This is a genomic window from Vibrio sp. DNB22_10_4, from assembly GCF_052879755.1.
This window is the reverse complement of record NZ_JBNNXW010000002.1, coordinates 219,811-236,049: the sequence shown is the minus strand read 5'-3', so window position 1 is coordinate 236,049 and position 16,239 is coordinate 219,811. Positions and strand designations below refer to the sequence as shown.

The 16,239-nt window shown below is 46.3% G+C and carries 19 protein-coding genes; 10 read left to right on the top strand and 9 right to left on the bottom strand.

Annotation, left to right across the window (positions count from 1 at the left end; all coding sequences use genetic code 11):
* Window positions 1–172: 172 nt before the first annotated feature.
* On the top strand, window positions 173–1,051 hold the full coding sequence (gene dapA, locus ACVA6Q_RS09155; protein ID WP_042496796.1) for a 4-hydroxy-tetrahydrodipicolinate synthase: 879 nt from the start codon (window positions 173–175) through the stop codon (window positions 1,049–1,051).
* A gap of 50 nt (window positions 1,052–1,101) precedes the next feature.
* Window positions 1,102–2,124, top strand: a complete 1,023-nt coding sequence (bamC, locus tag ACVA6Q_RS09150) for an outer membrane protein assembly factor BamC (RefSeq protein ID WP_446647329.1) — start codon at window positions 1,102–1,104, stop codon at window positions 2,122–2,124.
* Window positions 2,125–2,229: 105 nt separating this feature from the next.
* On the opposite strand, the gene ACVA6Q_RS09145 is transcribed toward bamC, so the two are convergent.
* Genes ACVA6Q_RS09145 through ACVA6Q_RS09130 form a run of 4 tightly spaced genes read right to left on the bottom strand, consistent with a single transcriptional unit; the run spans window position 2,230 to window position 4,706 of the window.
* Window positions 2,230–2,442, bottom strand: coding sequence for a DUF2897 family protein (locus ACVA6Q_RS09145; protein ID WP_446647328.1), 213 nt, complete (start codon window positions 2,440–2,442; stop codon window positions 2,230–2,232).
* A 9-nt stretch (window positions 2,443–2,451) separates the two neighbouring features.
* Window positions 2,452–3,126 (bottom strand): M15 family metallopeptidase, encoded by a 675-nt coding sequence (locus tag ACVA6Q_RS09140; protein WP_446647327.1) that lies wholly within the window; start codon window positions 3,124–3,126, stop codon window positions 2,452–2,454.
* A gap of 31 nt (window positions 3,127–3,157) precedes the next feature.
* Window positions 3,158–4,297 carry a succinyl-diaminopimelate desuccinylase gene (gene dapE / locus ACVA6Q_RS09135; protein WP_353496858.1) on the bottom strand — a complete coding sequence of 380 codons (1,140 nt, stop codon included), beginning with the start codon at window positions 4,295–4,297 and terminating at the stop codon, window positions 3,158–3,160.
* Between the two features lie 58 nt (window positions 4,298–4,355).
* The gene (locus ACVA6Q_RS09130) at window positions 4,356–4,706 is read right to left on the bottom strand and encodes an ArsC family reductase (protein WP_353496857.1); all 351 of its coding nucleotides are present in this window, start codon (window positions 4,704–4,706) and stop codon (window positions 4,356–4,358) included.
* A gap of 285 nt (window positions 4,707–4,991) precedes the next feature.
* On the opposite strand from ACVA6Q_RS09130, the gene ACVA6Q_RS09125 reads away from it, so the two are divergent.
* Window positions 4,992–5,273, top strand: coding sequence for a winged helix-turn-helix domain-containing protein (locus ACVA6Q_RS09125; protein WP_042496808.1), 282 nt, complete (start codon window positions 4,992–4,994; stop codon window positions 5,271–5,273).
* A gap of 89 nt (window positions 5,274–5,362) precedes the next feature.
* On the opposite strand, the gene ACVA6Q_RS09120 is transcribed toward ACVA6Q_RS09125, so the two are convergent.
* Window positions 5,363–5,713 (bottom strand): DUF4156 domain-containing protein, encoded by a 351-nt coding sequence (locus tag ACVA6Q_RS09120; RefSeq protein WP_446647326.1) that lies wholly within the window; start codon window positions 5,711–5,713, stop codon window positions 5,363–5,365.
* Window positions 5,700–6,038 (bottom strand): DUF2956 domain-containing protein, encoded by a 339-nt coding sequence (locus ACVA6Q_RS09115; RefSeq protein ID WP_446647325.1) that lies wholly within the window; start codon window positions 6,036–6,038, stop codon window positions 5,700–5,702. Before ACVA6Q_RS09115 ends, ACVA6Q_RS09120 begins: the two co-directional genes overlap by 14 nt.
* A gap of 127 nt (window positions 6,039–6,165) precedes the next feature.
* Here ACVA6Q_RS09115 and ACVA6Q_RS09110 point away from each other — a divergent pair, with 127 nt between their 5' ends.
* The 4 genes from ACVA6Q_RS09110 to ACVA6Q_RS09095 all read left to right on the top strand — a co-directional run bounded on the left by ACVA6Q_RS09110 (window position 6,166) and on the right by ACVA6Q_RS09095 (window position 10,236).
* Complete coding sequence (locus ACVA6Q_RS09110) at window positions 6,166–6,663, top strand: DUF2919 domain-containing protein (protein ID WP_446647324.1); 498 nt, start codon at window positions 6,166–6,168, stop codon at window positions 6,661–6,663.
* A gap of 35 nt (window positions 6,664–6,698) precedes the next feature.
* A complete protein-coding gene (locus tag ACVA6Q_RS09105; RefSeq protein WP_446647323.1) occupies window positions 6,699–7,604 on the top strand; it encodes a Dyp-type peroxidase in 906 nt (301 codons plus the stop codon).
* 134 nt (window positions 7,605–7,738) lie between these two features.
* Window positions 7,739–8,875 carry a flagellin gene (locus tag ACVA6Q_RS09100; RefSeq protein WP_446647322.1) on the top strand — a complete coding sequence of 379 codons (1,137 nt, stop codon included), beginning with the start codon at window positions 7,739–7,741 and terminating at the stop codon, window positions 8,873–8,875.
* Window positions 8,876–9,102: 227 nt separating this feature from the next.
* Window positions 9,103–10,236, top strand: coding sequence for a flagellin (locus tag ACVA6Q_RS09095; protein ID WP_353496851.1), 1,134 nt, complete (start codon window positions 9,103–9,105; stop codon window positions 10,234–10,236).
* Window positions 10,237–10,286: 50 nt separating this feature from the next.
* Here the strand turns inward: ACVA6Q_RS09095 and ACVA6Q_RS09090 are convergent, their stop codons facing one another.
* The 3 genes from ACVA6Q_RS09090 to ACVA6Q_RS09080 all read right to left on the bottom strand — a co-directional run bounded on the left by ACVA6Q_RS09090 (window position 10,287) and on the right by ACVA6Q_RS09080 (window position 11,998).
* Window positions 10,287–10,571 (bottom strand): SelT/SelW/SelH family protein, encoded by a 285-nt coding sequence (locus ACVA6Q_RS09090; protein ID WP_446647321.1) that lies wholly within the window; start codon window positions 10,569–10,571, stop codon window positions 10,287–10,289.
* A 70-nt stretch (window positions 10,572–10,641) separates the two neighbouring features.
* Complete coding sequence (locus tag ACVA6Q_RS09085) at window positions 10,642–11,160, bottom strand: regulatory protein ToxS (RefSeq protein WP_446647320.1); 519 nt, start codon at window positions 11,158–11,160, stop codon at window positions 10,642–10,644.
* Window positions 11,161–11,173: 13 nt separating this feature from the next.
* Window positions 11,174–11,998, bottom strand: coding sequence for a winged helix-turn-helix domain-containing protein (locus tag ACVA6Q_RS09080; protein ID WP_446647319.1), 825 nt, complete (start codon window positions 11,996–11,998; stop codon window positions 11,174–11,176).
* A gap of 259 nt (window positions 11,999–12,257) precedes the next feature.
* Here ACVA6Q_RS09080 and htpG point away from each other — a divergent pair, with 259 nt between their 5' ends.
* The 3 genes from htpG to hemH all read left to right on the top strand — a co-directional run bounded on the left by htpG (window position 12,258) and on the right by hemH (window position 16,174).
* The gene (gene htpG / locus ACVA6Q_RS09075; protein ID WP_446647318.1) at window positions 12,258–14,162 is read left to right on the top strand and encodes a molecular chaperone HtpG; all 1,905 of its coding nucleotides are present in this window, start codon (window positions 12,258–12,260) and stop codon (window positions 14,160–14,162) included.
* Between the two features lie 290 nt (window positions 14,163–14,452).
* Window positions 14,453–15,097 (top strand): adenylate kinase, encoded by a 645-nt coding sequence (adk, locus tag ACVA6Q_RS09070; RefSeq protein ID WP_042497123.1) that lies wholly within the window; start codon window positions 14,453–14,455, stop codon window positions 15,095–15,097.
* Between the two features lie 117 nt (window positions 15,098–15,214).
* On the top strand, window positions 15,215–16,174 hold the full coding sequence (hemH, locus tag ACVA6Q_RS09065) for a ferrochelatase (protein WP_446647317.1): 960 nt from the start codon (window positions 15,215–15,217) through the stop codon (window positions 16,172–16,174).
* Window positions 16,175–16,239 lie beyond the last annotated feature (65 nt).

The window sequence follows — 16,239 nt, the reverse complement described above, 5'->3', positions numbered from 1 at the left end:
AAAATTAACCCGCCACTGACACCTTTTAGGCGAAATAGCGCATCTTACACCTGCCTCATATCTGAAATCTGACATTATTCATCCACTTCTTGATGGGATCTGTTTTTCAGCTCTTGTGTTTATCAATAGCATTACAGTACCATGCAGTAAGTATCAATTTAGGGAGATCACCATGTTTTCAGGAAGTATTGTTGCGCTTATAACCCCTCTTACCACCGATGGCGAAGTCGATTTTGTTAGTTTACGAAAACTGGTCGAGTATCATATTGCTGCGGGTACGGATGGCATTGTTGCTGTTGGTACAACTGGGGAGTCAGCAACATTAACGGTTGAAGAACATGTAAAAGTCGTCGCGAAAACCGTTGAGTTCGCTGATGGCCGCTTACCAATTATTGCTGGCACTGGTGCCAATGCCACTCATGAAGCGATTACGTTTAGCCGTCTATTTAACAACGTCGGCATTGCAGGCTGCTTGAGTGTGACTCCTTATTATAACAAGCCGACACAAGAAGGCTTGTACCAGCACTACAAAGCGATTTCTGAAGAAACTGACATTCCACAGATTCTTTATAATGTACCAGGCCGCACTGGTGTGGATATGCAGCCAGAAACCGTTGCGCGTTTGGCAGAGATTTCAAACATTGTTGCTTTGAAAGATGCGACGGGTGATCTGTCTCGAGTTCAAATTCATCGTGAACTTTGTGGCGAAGATTTTATCTTACTAAGTGGTGATGACGCGACTGGCCTTGATTTTGTTCAAATGGGCGGTAAAGGCGTTATCTCTGTGACCAACAATATCGCAGCAGCAGACATGGCAAACATGATGCATTTAGCATTAGAAGGTAAGTTTGAAGAAGCTAAGCTTATCAATGAGCGCCTGATGACTCTGCACAAGAATTTATTTGTTGAATCAAGCCCGATCCCAGTTAAGTGGGCGGCGCACAAAATGGGTCTCATCGCAAATGGCGACCTGAGACTGCCAATGACAGAGCTGTCTGAAAATGCGAAACCGATTGTGGCGAAAGCACTGACAGAAGCCTGCATTTACTAAATTGTATGAGTAAGAGGAGCGATACGCTCCTCTTATATAAGGGAGTATCAATGAAATTTTCACGTCAGCTAGCGGTCTCTACGTTAGCTGTTATTGTTTTAGCCGCGTGCTCAAGTGATCCGAAAAACCGTCGCGAAGCCAAAGATGACTTCAACTACCTTGAATCACCAGATCTAAGAAGCTGGACTTTACCTGAAGGCGCGACTCCTCAGTTTTACCCTAACTATGAGATCCCTCAAGGTGACTTTTCTGGTGGAATCGGTCGTGACGTCGATATTCGTCCACCGCAACAAGTCTTAGAGCTGATCCCAGGCGCTCGTGTAGAACGACAGGGCTCAGAAGTAACGCTATGGCTACTTCAACAAGATGAAATGGACAAGGTTTGGGCAACGGTGAAAACCATGTTAGCCGAAATCAATGTTCAGGCGGTTGAAGAGGCAGACGATCGCATCGAAACCGATTGGGTATCTTGGGTGTCGGAAGACGAAGATGTTGAAATTGGCAGCCGTTACGAAATCACTCGTTTTGAGGCCAGCAATCGTTATGGTTTTAAGATGAAGCTGATCGATTGGCGTGAAGGTGGCTCAGTGAAACCAGTTACCCGCGTCAATGAAGAGCGTTACAACACTTTGATGACGAACTTAGTCACGGCGCGTTATGACCGCGACCTTCGTGAAGAAGCGGCGCTGCGAGCTCAAGAGTTGGTTAAATCTATCCCAATCAGCATGGGTACAGACCGTAGTGGCTTGCCGGTCATCATTGCACGTACGCCGTACAATGTCTTGTGGCAAGAGCTTCCAACGCTACTACCGAAAATGGGCTTTACCATTGAAGAGCGTAACCAGTCTCAAGGCACAGCGAAAGCGAAATATGCGTCACCAGATGATGACTTCTGGAATGAGGTTGGTCTTAAGCCTATAGACCTTGAGCCGGGCGAGTATACTTTCTTGTTTGGTGATTTAGGTAACCGTACGTCGATCAATGTGACCGACAGTGATGGTAAACCTGTTGCTGAGAACTTACTACGTTCACTTGAGCCGCTTATCGCGACAGTTATCAAGAAAGAGCAATGATAAAGGTATAGCCTTCATCAAGACTCACGAAAAAAGGACCGTTAAGGTCCTTTTTTATGCGCATAACACGGGTTTAAACTGTGGCTTCAACCCACAGTGATAAGGTTACTGAGGCTTATTGTGCTCATCATTCGGGGTGTCGCCGTACTTTTTTTTGTCTAACTCGTTGAGACGGTCTAGCTGATTCTTACGCGAATCAACCTTGTCACTTTGATCAAACTTCATGTTTGCCGTGTGTTTGAGCGCAGCAATGTTGCCAATCACCACAGCCAGTACCACGATTATGATTACCCAAGGGTTAAATAGCCATTCAATCATTGTCTGCTCTTAACGGTTTATGTTGGTCACATATTGATTGTAGATGGAATCGAGCTCAGAAAGTATCGCCTCACGTCCCAAAATATCCGATTGCTGTAAAACTTGTCGCCATTTATCGCAACAAAAGTGCGCTAAGCAAGTAGAACTCGCTTGGCGGTGGCTGATATGCCACGGCTCCATCGCTACGCCGCCTAGGTCTTTGCCATAAGGGAAGAAAAAACCATACAAAGGTGCGTACTCTTTAAGCCAGAGGTAAAACTCACGCTGGTGGCCATTTAAATACTCCCAAGGTTCCAACTGTAACTTAGTGTCTCTTGGAAGAAAATTACCAGCGTAGATATCGAAATCCGTGCCCCAGTGATGGCGACTCGCGCCGGGTAGGGCACTCCATTTTAAGATCGCTTGAACTTTCTCTAGCTCATTCATTTGCTCTGACGCCATCGGCTGACTGTTGTGATCCAAAATTGGCGTTGTGCCCGCCATTTTGTTGTTCCAAATTGTCAGCTGACGTTCAAACGAGCGATAGCCGCTTGCTAGGAATAGCTCAAATCCTGCTTGGTTTGCTGCATTCACTAGTGCCAGTAGGTCAGCTTGCACCTGCTCGTGCACCAAAAACGACTTACTCCCAATGGTGGTGTCAACCAAGGCATCTGTGGACTGCCCAACAAGCTGCGCTATCTGCATATTACCTTCTACCTAGTGCTCTCAACGTGACTTAGGACTTAGCGAACAAGTTAATCAAAGTGTGTTCATACATGTCAGTGAGTTTTTCAAGATCAGCGACATTCACGCACTCATTTACTTTGTGGATGGTGGCGTTAACAGGCCCGAGCTCAACAACTTGCGCACCCATTCGAGCGATGAAACGACCATCAGAGGTGCCACCGGTTGTTAGGAGCTCAGGTTTATGGTGATTCACTTCTTCTACCGCACTAACGATGGCATCAAGCAGGTTACCTTTATCCGTGAGGAACGGGTGACCGCTTAGCGTCCACTTAAGGTCGTAATCCAGTCCATGCAAGTCTAGCGTTGAATGGACACGGCTCTTGATGGTTTCATCGGTCAGTTCTGTACTGAAACGGAAGTTAAACTGCACGTTGAACTCACCTGGAATCACATTGCTCGCGCCAGTGCCTGAATGCAGGTTCGGGATCTGAAAGCTCGTTGGTGGGAAGTACTCGTTGCCGTCATCCCACTTAGTTGCCGTTAACTCTGCTAGCGCAGGTAGCGCTTGATGAACTGGGTTGTTTGCTAGGTGAGGATAAGCAACGTGGCCTTGCGTACCTTTTACGGTTAGATCGCCGGTTATGGAACCACGACGACCATTTTTAACCACATCGCCAACGCTGTGCGTGCTGGATGGTTCACCGACAATACACATGTCGATGATTTCATCGCGTGCCATCAGGGTGTCTACGACGCGTGTAGTGCCATTGATGAACGGACCTTCTTCGTCAGAGGTGATTAAGAAACCAATCGAGCCAGTGTGATCTGGATGATTCTCAATAAAGCGTTCAACCGCAACAATCATACAGGCGAGTGAGCCTTTCATGTCCGCCGCGCCGCGACCGTGCAAATGACCGTCGATGATAGTTGGCTCAAATGGAGGCGTATGCCAGTGGTCGAGATTGCCCGCAGGAACTACGTCAGTGTGGCCAGCAAACGCAAACAGTGGCGCTTGTGTGCCGCGACGAGCCCAAAAGTTAGTGGTGTCTTCAAACACCATGACTTCGACATCAAAACCGAGTTTTTCTAGGCGCTCGATCATCACTTTCTGGCAATCGGCGTCTTCTGGTGTCACGGATTGGCGGCTAATTAAATCTTTTGCAAGAGCCAATACTGGGCTGTCATTCATCCTTGAGGATCCTTGTTTCTAAATTTACTAATGAGAGGGAGTTAATGTGGCGGCTAAATTACACACTAAACACTTGTTGGTATTGCTCTGCTTTGAATCCGATATGCAGCGTACCGTCCACATCTAGGATAGGGCGTTTGATCATTGCTGAGTGTTCAACAAGTAGCGAAATCGCCGTTTCTTGATTCAAGCTGTCCTTTTGCTCTTGAGTCAGTTGACGGTATGTGGTGCCGCGTTTATTGACCACTTGTTCCCAGCCAAGTTGTTCGCAGAACTGGCGAACCATTTCTTCACTGATACCATCTTTACGGTAGTTGTGAAATTGATAGTCTAACTCATTGGCTTCAAGCCATTTTTTTGCTTTTTTAATCGTGTCGCAGTTGGGAATACCAAACATCGTTGTAGCCATGATGACTTCCTTATGGGCGTTGAACTGTTTACTTTTTTATTGTGTGTTGAGCGCTTAGAAATAGAAATTGGCGCTCAACACTTGCTTGTGTCTAAGCATCCTATCAAGAAGTGCCGTGTTAAACAAAACCTTGTCAGTGGTCACAGTTTTTATGCTTGTTTTCGCCACTTAAGGTTACAAATTGTTGAATTTCGAAATTAACACGATGAGCGAGAACTTGATCGAGCGCAAAACGGCCAAATGGAAATGCAATATATTGGAAAAGCACATAAATAGGAGGTGTCAATGGAACTGAGTCCTGTTTTTGCACGTCGTCTCTATCTTGCCTTGCTCGTCGAGAGCATTGAAAGACCGAATGTGCCAAAACTAATCGAGAAAACGGGTTGGCCTCGCCGTACCATTCAAGATGTTATCAAAGCGCTACCAGGTATCGGCATTGAGCTCATGTTTGTTCAAGATGGGCGTCGACACAATGATGGTTATTACCAGTTATCAGACTGGGGGCCTTTTGACAGCCAGTGGGTTATTGATCGTCAAGACGATATTGAAACCACGTTGGGCGTATAGCCTCGCTGCAAGAGGGTTTGCATACTCATTGTGCGCGGTAACCCAAAGTGCATGAGAATGAAAAATAAAGCCGAAGCTAAGCTTCGGCTTTATTTTTTGCAGCGATAGGCGCTGCCAAATAGGGTGACAGAGGTGCTGAAATAGACTGGGCTCAGCAGCAACACAGTATCGCCACCTAGCGCAGCGGTGTGATTCTTGATGCCATTGACCGCACCTTGCGTTAAAGAATCGTTTTTGAAGAATAGATACGTGTACCAATACCCTTCTGAGCCAGTCACATCTCCTTTCCACTCACAATCCGAGACATCTAAACTCGCATCAAGTCGTATTTCAACCTGGGCAGCTTGTTCCGACTGCAGTTGATTGAATGGCTGAGCACAGCCAGAGAGCAACAAAGCTATCGCAGCCCCAAGCCCCAATGTTCGCTTAAAGTGCAACATAGGCAATAAATCCTACCCAACTAATAGCAAGCAGTGCCCAAGGCAAAATGGTAGTGCGAGGAGCTGACACAGACTCGACCGTGTCTGCGGTTGTCTGGCTATTTGCTGGCTCGACTGGTTTAGCGCGCTTCTGCCTTTTCTGAGCCTTGTCAGCTTGACGCTTTTTCTCTTTCTGTTGTTTTTTGTACAGCGCAATACCTTTCTCTATACCTTGAGCGACCAGCTTGGTTTGCTCCTTGGTTTGTCCTGGTTTTTGCGTTGCTTTGGCAATTTTCATCGCCTCTTGTTGAGTCTCCACTGAGGGAGTGTTTTTATTGGTCTTCATCTAGGTTCCGCACAAACTTTTGAGCTTGTTATTTTTCGAACATCTTAACACAATGGCTTGCTCAGTCTTGAATCAAAGCGAGATTAGCACCATATAGTTTGATATCAGATAATTTTAGAGACGTACAATGCGCTATGCCTTAGAACAGTATGACCAGCATGGTTTACTCAAGCCGCCAGTATGGCTTTGGCTCGGATGGGCTTTTTTAATCCGTGCTTGGGTGGTGTTCGTTGTTGCGGGCGCAAGTCGTCAAGAAGGCAGCAACATTCTCCAGTACGTCTATCCTAATCATACGATGCTATATATTGGGCTTGCCATGGGCCTGCCGATTGTCATCGGTATGTGGTTGGTAGGACTTCGCAAAAGCGAGTCCAACAAAACCAACTTTCTGGTTAGCTTACTCAAGCCGGTAACGCTTGCTATTGTGGCAATGCAGTTAGTTCATACTGGGTACTTAGTTAACTTGCATCATTGGCAATTTAGTTGGCCGAACGCGGTGACCTTGGTACTGCTTGCTTGGTTTGCTATTTATCTGATAAATAGTCGTCGAGTAACAGATAGTTTAGCGCTGCCAGCCAAAATCACTTCAGTTCCTGATCAAGGTCATACAATCAACCATCAGTAGAAAATACACTGAGCGGAAAAAACAGAGGAAAGACAATGTCATTACCACAAAGCGCGATTACGCCAGAAGCCGAACCTTTTGCGTTGTACGCTCAAATAAAAGTCAATCAAAACGCTCAACAGGTTTTGGATGCATTGCAGACCCTGCCAAGTTTAGTGGATGAACTGAATCAATCTCAACCGGGTGCTGAGCTGGCGCTTTCTGTGGCATTCTCGCACGCATTTTGGTGCCAATTAGACCAAGCTATGCCGGCTGAGCTAAAACCGTTCCCAGAGCTAGGTGAAGGCGACACGTTTGCACCATCAACGGATGTGGATGTATTAATCCATTGCCACTCACAGCGACACGATTTGCATTTTTACCTGCTGCGTAAGCTAATGGGACAAATTTCTGAGCACGTCACCGTTGTCGATGAAACACAAGGCTTCCGCTTTATGGATTCGCGAGACATGACAGATTTCGTTGACGGTACTGAGAACCCGAAAGGCGAACAGCGCGCTGAGGTAGCTCTAGTGGCAGACGGTGAGTTCGCTGGTGGCAGCTATGTCATGGTACAGCGCTTTGAGCATAACCTACCAGCTTGGAACCGTTTGAACGTTGCTGCGCAAGAGAAAGTAGTTGGCCGTACTAAGCCAGACAGTATCGAGCTCGAGGATGTTCCAGCTGCCTCGCACGTGGGTCGAGTTGACATTAAAGAAGAAGGCAAGGGACTGAAAATCGTTCGTCATAGCCTGCCTTACGGCACGGTTAGTGGCCCTCACGGTCTTCTGTTCATTGCTTACTGCAATACGGTTCACAACTTCGACGCAATGCTAGAAAGCATGTACGGCGCTACTGATGGCAAAACGGATCAATTGCTTCGCTTTACTAAAGCGGTCACAGGTGCTTACTTCTTTGCTCCGTCACAAACAATGCTAGCGGCGTTAACCGTCAAAGGTTAAGCACAGCCAATTTTCCATAAGATACTCTCAAAGGCATATCACTTGTCTTTGAGAGTTCCTCTCTATATCTCTCAAGTTTCCAAAGTGTTGGTCGATAACTAAGCTATTCAATTCATCCTGTTTTTGGAAGCGACATGTCGATCACTGTAAATACCAATGTCAGCGCAATGGTGGCGCAAAACCACTTAGGTGCGGCGAGCAAAGCGCTCAGCCAGTCCTTAGAGCGTTTGTCGTCTGGGCATCGTATTAACAGCGCCAAAGACGATGCTGCGGGATTGCAGATTGCCAATCGACTCGATGCTCAGATCAGTGGGCTTGGCGTCGCACAGCGCAACGCCAATGACGGTATCTCCATCATGCAAACAGCAGAAGGGGCGATGAATGAAGCAACACAAATCCTACAGCGCATGCGTGATCTTTCTCTGCAAAGTGCCAACGGTGCTAACTCTTCACAAGACAGACAAGCGTTAGAACAAGAGTTTGTTGCGCTAAATGATGAACTAAACCGTATCGCAGAGACTACAAGCTTTGGTGGTCGGAAGCTCCTGAATGGCACGTTTGGTAGTTCAGCGTTTCAAATTGGTGCTCAATCGGGAGAAGCGCTGCAAGTCGGGCTTGCGAATTTGCGAACAGATCAATTGTCCATGGGCGGTGCTGTGTATCAAGCCGGAAACAGCGCACCACCTGAATGGCGAGTCGGGCAGAGTAATAATGCTCTGGCATTCAGCTATGTTGATGCTCAAGGTGTCAATCAATCTGTCGCGATTGAACTCAAACAAGGTGACGATATAGAGCAGGTCGCCACTTATATTAATGGTCAAACCGATGTGTTTGCCGCTTCGGTGGATGAGAATGGCCAACTTCAGATTTTTGCTGATTCGGACAAAGTGACCGGAGCGGTGAGTTTTTCTGGCACCTTTGCCAGTGAAGTCGGTTTGCAGACTGGCCAAGTCGTGACCGTCAACGACATGTCCATTGGTACTGTCGGCGGCGCGCAACTGTCAGTGTCCGTGCTAGATAAAGCGATGAAGTTTGTTGATAGCCACAGAGCAGAGCTTGGTGCGACTCAAAATCGTCTCAACCATACCATCAATAATCTCGCCAATATGGAAGAGAACCTTTCCGCATCACAAAGTCGTATCCGCGATACCGACTATGCCAAAGAGACCACTCAAATGCTTAAGCAACAAATCTTGCAGCAAGTGAGTACGACGGTATTAGCTCAAGCGAAACAAACGCCGAACTTGGCGTTAACTCTATTACAAGGCTAAGGGCATCGACCGTTTAAAGTCGAACTTTAGTCTTTTTTTGATAAAACATTTCTTTTTACCATTTCTGTCACATCTTCTATTCGATAGCTCAAAAAATCACAATTTTGTTCATTTTTTATCTCAAGTGTTAGGTTTTAAGGACGATAAAGAAAGTAACTTTGAGAGAACTACTTGGTTTTCCGAGACGTCGGAAACCGCTACACCGGAAAATCAATTGGAGAAACAACATGGCAGTGAATGTAAATACAAACGTATCAGCGATGACAGCGCAGCGTTACCTAAACAACGCGAACCAAGCTCAACAAACCTCAATGGAGCGTTTGTCGTCTGGTCACAAAATTAACAGCGCTAAAGATGACGCAGCGGGTCTACAAATCTCTAACCGTTTGAACGTGCAAAGCCGTGGTCTTGATGTTGCCGTTCGTAACGCGAACGATGGTATCTCAATCGCACAAACCGCTGAAGGTGCGATGAACGAGACCACCAATATCTTGCAACGTATGCGTGACTTATCACTTCAATCATCAAACGGCTCTAACTCAAAAGCTGAGCGTGTTGCGATTCAAGAAGAAGTAACAGCACTAAACGACGAACTAAACCGTATCGCAGAAACAACCTCATTCGGTGGTAACAAGCTGCTCAACGGTACTTATGGTACTCAATCATTCCAAATTGGCGCTGATAATGGTGAAGCTGTGATGCTAAGCCTTCGTGACATGCGTTCTGACAATGCTCAAATGGGTGGCAGTAGCTACCAAGCAGGCAACGCAAAAGACAAAGACTGGACAGTAGCGGCAGGTACTAACGACCTAACGATTGACCTAACAGACAGCTTCGGTGATGCGCAATCCATCACTATTAACGCCAAAGCGGGTGATGACATTGAGCAGTTAGCGACGTACATCAATGGTCAAACGGATTTAGTCAAAGCCTCTGTTGACCAAGACGGTAAGCTGCAAGTGTTTGCTGGTAACAATAAAGTTGATGGCGCAGTGGCTTTCTCTGGCGGCCTAGCGGGCGAGCTAGACATGCAAGCAGGCAACGCAGTCACGGTCGATACGATTGATGTAACATCTGTTGGTGGTTCGCAAGAATCGGTTGCTATCCTAGACTCGGCACTAAAATACGTGGACAGCCACCGTGCAGAACTTGGTGCTTTCCAAAACCGTTTCAATCACGCAATCAACAACTTGGATAACATCAACGAGAATGTGAACGCATCGAAGAGCCGTATTAAAGATACTGACTTCGCGAAAGAAACGACGTCGATGACCAAGAGCCAAATCCTATCGCAAGCATCAAGCTCAATCCTGGCACAAGCGAAGCAGGCACCAAATGCAGCATTGAGCCTACTGGGCTAGCCCATTCTAAAAATAAAAAAAACAGAGCTTTTGCTCTGTTTTTTTTATTTTTAGCGGTTCGTACTGTCCACATGTCCCAAGTCGCGATCTGGCGCGATAATATCTCGCACTTTCTGCTTAAGAACTTTTGCTTCTGGAAAGCCGCCATCACGCTTACGCTCCCAAATTTGAACTTCGTTACAATAGATCTCAAATCGCCCACCGGTGTCTGGGTGTAGACGGATCGTTTCCACTTCTTCGCTAAAAGTGTGTAGCAGCTCTTGGGTCATCCAAGTGGCGCGCAGCATCCAGTTACACTGACGGCAATAGTAAATGTCGATGGTCGCTTTTTGCATATTCATCCCTGTTGTCATGACTAAAAAAGGAGGCTTGCGCCTCCTTTGAATACTTCATATCTGAACTGAATTAGTTTGAAAATAGGATTGAAGAACCTTGGTTCAAACTGGTCAGCAGCAGTGTTTTCTCGTTTACAATATCGATACGGCGACTTTGCTGCGCTTCCATTTTCAGAAATTGCTTAATCATCGCAAGTTGCTCATGAGTAAACTCATCAGATTGTGCGGTCGCTGTGTCCTTAAACTCACGAGGCGAAATCAGTAGATAGTTGTCACTGATAGTCCACGCACCCATTTCAGAAATTTTAATCAGCGTATGAGTTTCTGGATCATCGCCAAACAGACGCATAGAGGACTCACGAATATACTCACCACCCGGTAGGTATTTCACGTTTGCTGACATTTCTAGGCGGCTTAACGGGCCAATATCGGTATCAGGGTAATGCCTTGCTGCAATGATGCCAACCATGTTGGATTGCCATTCATTTGAGGTGAGGACTTGCTCCAACTTGAGGTCGCTTCCCCAATATAACCAGGCGCTCAATGCAGTTGAGATTGCCAGTAGGATAGCGGCGTATTTCATTTTCATCAGTTACGACTCCTTACTGGCACACTTTAGACAAGTCAGATTGTTCAGTGAAAATACGCATGGTGCTGTTTTCACGTGAATGCTCGACTTTGTGGATAAAGTTAAGCGCGATTTGATCGCTTTGGTCGCCAGTGACAATGACCTCTTCTGGTAACATATCACCAGTGTGGGTCTCTACATATTTTGCCACGCACTGTTCAATTTTTGGTAGCCAGCTCGTCACGTCTGGGTGGCTTTCCGGTGTCACAATTTGAACCTCATTGACTATGCTCAGTGGTTTAAAGGTCGATTGCGCTGGATTGGTGCCCATTAAGACTAAAATTGGTAGCAAAATAGCAGCGGCGACCATAGCCCAAACACTTGGTGGTGTTTTTGGCCTTGATGCAACAGTCGCAGTGGCTGCTGGTGCAGCTACGCTAGCTACGGTTTCAAGCTTGTCTGTTGGCAATTCAGCAACCGGCGCTTCATCCACTGTGTCTGAAGAGGCTTTTGGCGCAGAGCGTTCAACGGCTGAGATCAACTGGTAGCCACGTTTTGGCACCGTTTTAACAAACTGAGGAGATTTTGTAGGGTCTTTCAGCATTTTACGCAGCGTAGAGATAGCTTGTGTAAGGCTAGAGTCGTCAACCTCGAAGCCTTGTTCACGCCAAACGAAATCATGCAATTCGTTTCGAGTGATTACTTCATTCGGTCTTTCAGCAAGTAGAAGTAGGATGCGACTTTCATTACTACCAAGACGAACGACTTCATCGTTATTGGTTTGGTCGACCAACGAATTGCTGTTTGGGTCAAAAATGTACCTCTGGCCGAGTATAAACTTAGTGCCTATGTTACTCATTGCATTCTTCTTTTTAATGCCGCAGGGCGACGGAACAGATATTCAGGCGCTGCATGTCTTCAGAGCCAATTATAGAATTTTAGGATTTTTTTATAGTCAGGTGCAGTAGGATAATAAAAACAAATCAAAAAAACAGTATTTTTATTTATCTTTACCTTGAATTTACAATCTTCATCCTCATCTCTTTAATCAACTAATCATAGAGATATCGAGTGTGACTTTAGCGAAACTCGATATGAAATGTGTAAATGGAGATAGCATGAGCACCGTTGAGACTAAGAACAAAGAGACCCGTGGCTTTCAGTCTGAGGTAAAGCAACTTCTTCACCTTATGATCCACTCTCTGTATTCAAACAAAGAAATTTTTCTAAGAGAGCTGATTTCAAACGCATCAGACGCCGCCGACAAGCTGCGTTTTCAAGCCCTATCTAATACAGAGCTATATCAAGGCGATGCTGACCTGGGCGTTAAGTTATCGTTTGATGAAAAGAACAATACTTTGACCGTTTCGGACAACGGTATTGGTATGACTCGTGACGATGTGATTGAGCATCTTGGAACGATCGCTAAATCTGGAACCAAAGAGTTTTTTGCCAAACTGTCTGAAGAGCAGAGTAAGGACTCACAGCTTATTGGCCAGTTTGGTGTTGGTTTCTACTCTGCCTTTATTGTGGCTGATGCAGTGACCGTGCGCACTCGTGCTGCAGGCACGTCAGCGGATCAAGCTGTGCAATGGCACTCTGCTGGTGAAGGTGATTACACCATCGAAGACATCACCAAAGAGACTCGCGGTACGGACATCGTGCTTCACATGCGTGAAGAAGGTAAAGAGTTCCTATCAGAATGGCGCCTGCGTGATGTGATCAGTAAGTACTCTGATCATATCGGTATTCCAGTGTCTATCTGGACCCTTGAGCGTGACGAAGAAGGTAAAGAGACCGACCAAGGTAAGTGGGAGCAAATCAATAAAGCTCAAGCGCTTTGGACTCGTAATAAATCTGATATCAAAGACGAAGAATATCAAGAGTTCTACAAACACGTTTCTCACGATTTCGCAGATCCACTGGTGTGGAGCCACAACCGTGTTGAAGGCAAAAACGACTACACCAGCCTGCTTTACATCCCAGCAAAAGCACCATGGGATATGATGAACCGTGACCACAAGAGCGGTCTAAAGCTTTACGTGCAACGCGTGTTTATTATGGATGACGCTGAGCAGTTTATGCCGTCTTACCTGCGTTTTGTGCGCGGTTTGATAGATTCAAATGATCTCCCACTAAACGTTTCTCGCGAAATCCTTCAAGACAACAAAGTGACTCAATCGCTGCGTGGTGCCTGTACTAAGCGCGTGCTCACTATGCTTGAGCGCATGGCGAAGAATGACGAAGAGAAATATCAGTCTTTCTGGAAAGAGTTTGGCCTAGTGCTAAAAGAAGGTCCTGCCGAAGACATGGCGAACAAAGAGAAAATCGCCGGTCTAATGCGCTTTGCTTCGACGGAAGTGGATTCAGCTGAGCAGACGATTTCTCTAGCGTCTTATGTTGAGCGCATGAAAGAAGGCCAAGATAAGATCTATTACCTAACAGCAGACAGCTACGCAGCCGCGAAGAACAGCCCTCACCTTGAGCAGTTTAAAGCGAAAGGCATTGAAGTTGTGTTGATGTATGACCGAATCGACGAATGGCTAATGAACTACCTCACTGAGTTTGATGGTAAGCAGTTCCAGTCAATCACTAAAGCGGGTCTTGATCTGAGCAAGTTCGAAGGCGAAGAAGAGAAAGAGAAGCAAAAAGAAACGGAAGAAGAGTTCAAGTCAGTGGTTGAGCGCACGCAAACTTACCTAGGTGAGCGCGTTAAAGAAGTTCGCACCACGTTCAAGCTAGCAAACACACCAGCGGTAGTCGTCACTGATGATTTCGAAATGGGTACACAAATGGCGAAGCTGCTAGAAGCGGCGGGTCAAGAAGTACCAGAGGTGAAGTACATCTTTGAGATTAACCCTGAGCATGAGCTGGTTAAGCGCATGGCAGATGAAGCCGATGAAGAAGCGTTCGGTCGTTGGGTTGAAGTGCTACTTGGTCAAGCGATGCTCGCAGAGCGTGGCTCGATGACCGACCCTTCGCAATTCTTGGGTGCGATCAACAAGCTTTTGGCTAAAGTCTAATTCCCTTGCAGAGTCTGACACCCTAGTCTAATTCAAGAGCTCGAGGATTCGAGCTCTTGTTTTCTCAGGGCTAAACGCACACTTTTAGGTAACTTTAGAGTGCAAAGCAGGATCTTTAGACACTTTTGGCGTCAAGCAAGCGATTTCTATGATAGAATGCGCGCCAAGTAAAAGATTCAACTATTTTTGAATAAACCGTTTATACCGAAACGTATCGCAGCAAACATGCCAATAGGGCATCAAAGCAGTAGGCTTCGGTATAAATCTTTTTTTATATAAGAGGACAAGTCATGCGCATCATTCTTTTAGGTGCTCCAGGTGCAGGTAAAGGCACACAAGCTCAATTCATCATGGAAAAATATGGTATCCCACAAATTTCTACTGGTGACATGCTACGTGCAGCAATCAAAGCAGGCACTGAGCTTGGTAAGAAAGCGAAAGCAGTTATCGATGCAGGTCAACTTGTATCTGACGACATCATTCTTGGTCTAATCAAAGAGCGTATCGCTCAAGACGATTGCGAGAAAGGTTTCCTACTTGACGGCTTCCCACGCACGATCCCTCAGGCTGATGGCCTAAAAGAGATGGGCGTAGATGTAGACTACGTGATCGAATTTGACGTTGCTGACGACGTAATCGTAGAGCGTATGGCTGGCCGTCGTGCTCACCTAGCTTCTGGTCGTACTTACCACGTTGTTTACAACCCACCTAAAGTGGAAGGTAAAGATGACGTAACAGGTGAAGACCTAGTGGTACGTGATGACGACAAAGAAGAAACCGTTCGTGCTCGTCTAGGTGTATACCACGATCAAACTGCACCACTAATCTCTTACTACGGTAAAGAAGCAGAAGCAGGCAGCACTAAGTACCTAAAATTTGACGGTACTAAGCAAGTGGCTGACGTTAGCGCAGACATCGAAAAAGCACTGTCTTAATCGACATTTGTGAATTCGCTAAAAAAACGACCTTTCGAGGTCGTTTTTTTTGATCCAAGAAAAGCGCACATAGGTATATAATTCGCTTAGAAATACTATTAAAAACAAAGGAAGTCTATGAGCGATTCGTCAAAAATGGGTGTGTTGTTGGTTAACCTTGGCACGCCAGATGAACCGACAGCAAAAGGGGTGAGACGCTTTTTAGAGCAGTTTCTTCACGATCATCGCGTCGTAGATATGACCCGCTGGATTTGGTGTCCGGTGCTGCACGGTATCATTCTTCCTATTCGCTCTCCTAAGGTCGCTAAAGCTTATCAATCGGTATGGATGGACGAGGGCTCACCGCTGATGGTGTACTCTAAGCGTCAGGCCGATAAGCTGGCTCAATCAATCAACCTCCCTGTTGAACTAGGCATGAGTTACGGCAATCCATCGCTGCAAAGCGGGATCACTAAACTGCTCGACCAAGGTGTAGAAAAGATAGTGGTACTGCCGCTTTATCCGCAGTACTCGGGCACCACAACAGCAGCCGCGTTTGATGGTATCGCGAAGGCGTGTAAGTCGATTTCAACCTTACCGGCCTTTTCTATGATTCGTGACTATCACGATCATCCAATGTACATCAAAGCGCTCGCTGACAAGGTCAGAGCTCACTGGGAGCAAAATGGCCGTGCTGATTACCTGTTGTGTTCCTACCACGGCATACCAAAGCGCTATGCAGACAACGGGGATGTGTACCCACTGCATTGTCAGGCAACCACTGACCTGCTGCGCCAAGAGCTCGGTTTGGATGAATCGCAGATGGGAATGAGCTATCAATCGATATTCGGTCGTGAAGAGTGGCTGCAGCCCTACACTGACAAAACCTTAGAGAAGATGCCAAGCGAGGGTATCAAAACCATCGATGTTATGACGCCAGCATTCTCGGTCGACTGTTTGGAAACTCTGGAAGAAATCGCTATAGAGGCCAAAGAGACCTTTATTGAAGCTGGAGGTGAGCGCTTTAATTACATCGAGTGTCTTAACGACTCAGATGCCCATGTCGCCATGATGGCAGAGTTGGTGAATAATGCTTAGCGCGTCAAATTAAACGAGTTTAAACAAATAAGGCCAGTCATGTTGACTGGCCTTTGTCATTTCTA

Excerpts from the sequence above, each read along its gene's own strand:
- htpG (WP_446647318.1), top strand. The coding sequence starts at position 12,258 with ATGAGCACCGTTGAGACTAAGAACAAAGAGACCCGTGGCTTTCAGTCT.
- dapE (WP_353496858.1), bottom strand. The coding sequence starts at position 4,297 with ATGAATGACAGCCCAGTATTGGCTCTTGCAAAAGATTTAATTAGCCGC.
- hemH (WP_446647317.1), top strand. The coding sequence starts at position 15,215 with ATGAGCGATTCGTCAAAAATGGGTGTGTTGTTGGTTAACCTTGGCACG.
- ACVA6Q_RS09115 (WP_446647325.1), bottom strand. The coding sequence starts at position 6,038 with ATGAAGACCAATAAAAACACTCCCTCAGTGGAGACTCAACAAGAGGCG.
- ACVA6Q_RS09090 (WP_446647321.1), bottom strand. The coding sequence starts at position 10,571 with ATGCAAAAAGCGACCATCGACATTTACTATTGCCGTCAGTGTAACTGG.
- ACVA6Q_RS09125 (WP_042496808.1), top strand. The coding sequence starts at position 4,992 with ATGGAACTGAGTCCTGTTTTTGCACGTCGTCTCTATCTTGCCTTGCTC.
- adk (WP_042497123.1), top strand. The coding sequence starts at position 14,453 with ATGCGCATCATTCTTTTAGGTGCTCCAGGTGCAGGTAAAGGCACACAA.
- ACVA6Q_RS09085 (WP_446647320.1), bottom strand. The coding sequence starts at position 11,160 with ATGAAAATGAAATACGCCGCTATCCTACTGGCAATCTCAACTGCATTG.
- ACVA6Q_RS09145 (WP_446647328.1), bottom strand. The coding sequence starts at position 2,442 with ATGATTGAATGGCTATTTAACCCTTGGGTAATCATAATCGTGGTACTG.
- ACVA6Q_RS09120 (WP_446647326.1), bottom strand. The coding sequence starts at position 5,713 with ATGTTGCACTTTAAGCGAACATTGGGGCTTGGGGCTGCGATAGCTTTG.
- ACVA6Q_RS09100 (WP_446647322.1), top strand. The coding sequence starts at position 7,739 with ATGTCGATCACTGTAAATACCAATGTCAGCGCAATGGTGGCGCAAAAC.
- ACVA6Q_RS09080 (WP_446647319.1), bottom strand. The coding sequence starts at position 11,998 with ATGAGTAACATAGGCACTAAGTTTATACTCGGCCAGAGGTACATTTTT.
- ACVA6Q_RS09105 (WP_446647323.1), top strand. The coding sequence starts at position 6,699 with ATGTCATTACCACAAAGCGCGATTACGCCAGAAGCCGAACCTTTTGCG.
- ACVA6Q_RS09095 (WP_353496851.1), top strand. The coding sequence starts at position 9,103 with ATGGCAGTGAATGTAAATACAAACGTATCAGCGATGACAGCGCAGCGT.
- ACVA6Q_RS09140 (WP_446647327.1), bottom strand. The coding sequence starts at position 3,126 with ATGCAGATAGCGCAGCTTGTTGGGCAGTCCACAGATGCCTTGGTTGAC.
- ACVA6Q_RS09130 (WP_353496857.1), bottom strand. The coding sequence starts at position 4,706 with ATGGCTACAACGATGTTTGGTATTCCCAACTGCGACACGATTAAAAAA.
- bamC (WP_446647329.1), top strand. The coding sequence starts at position 1,102 with ATGAAATTTTCACGTCAGCTAGCGGTCTCTACGTTAGCTGTTATTGTT.
- ACVA6Q_RS09110 (WP_446647324.1), top strand. The coding sequence starts at position 6,166 with ATGCGCTATGCCTTAGAACAGTATGACCAGCATGGTTTACTCAAGCCG.
- dapA (WP_042496796.1), top strand. The coding sequence starts at position 173 with ATGTTTTCAGGAAGTATTGTTGCGCTTATAACCCCTCTTACCACCGAT.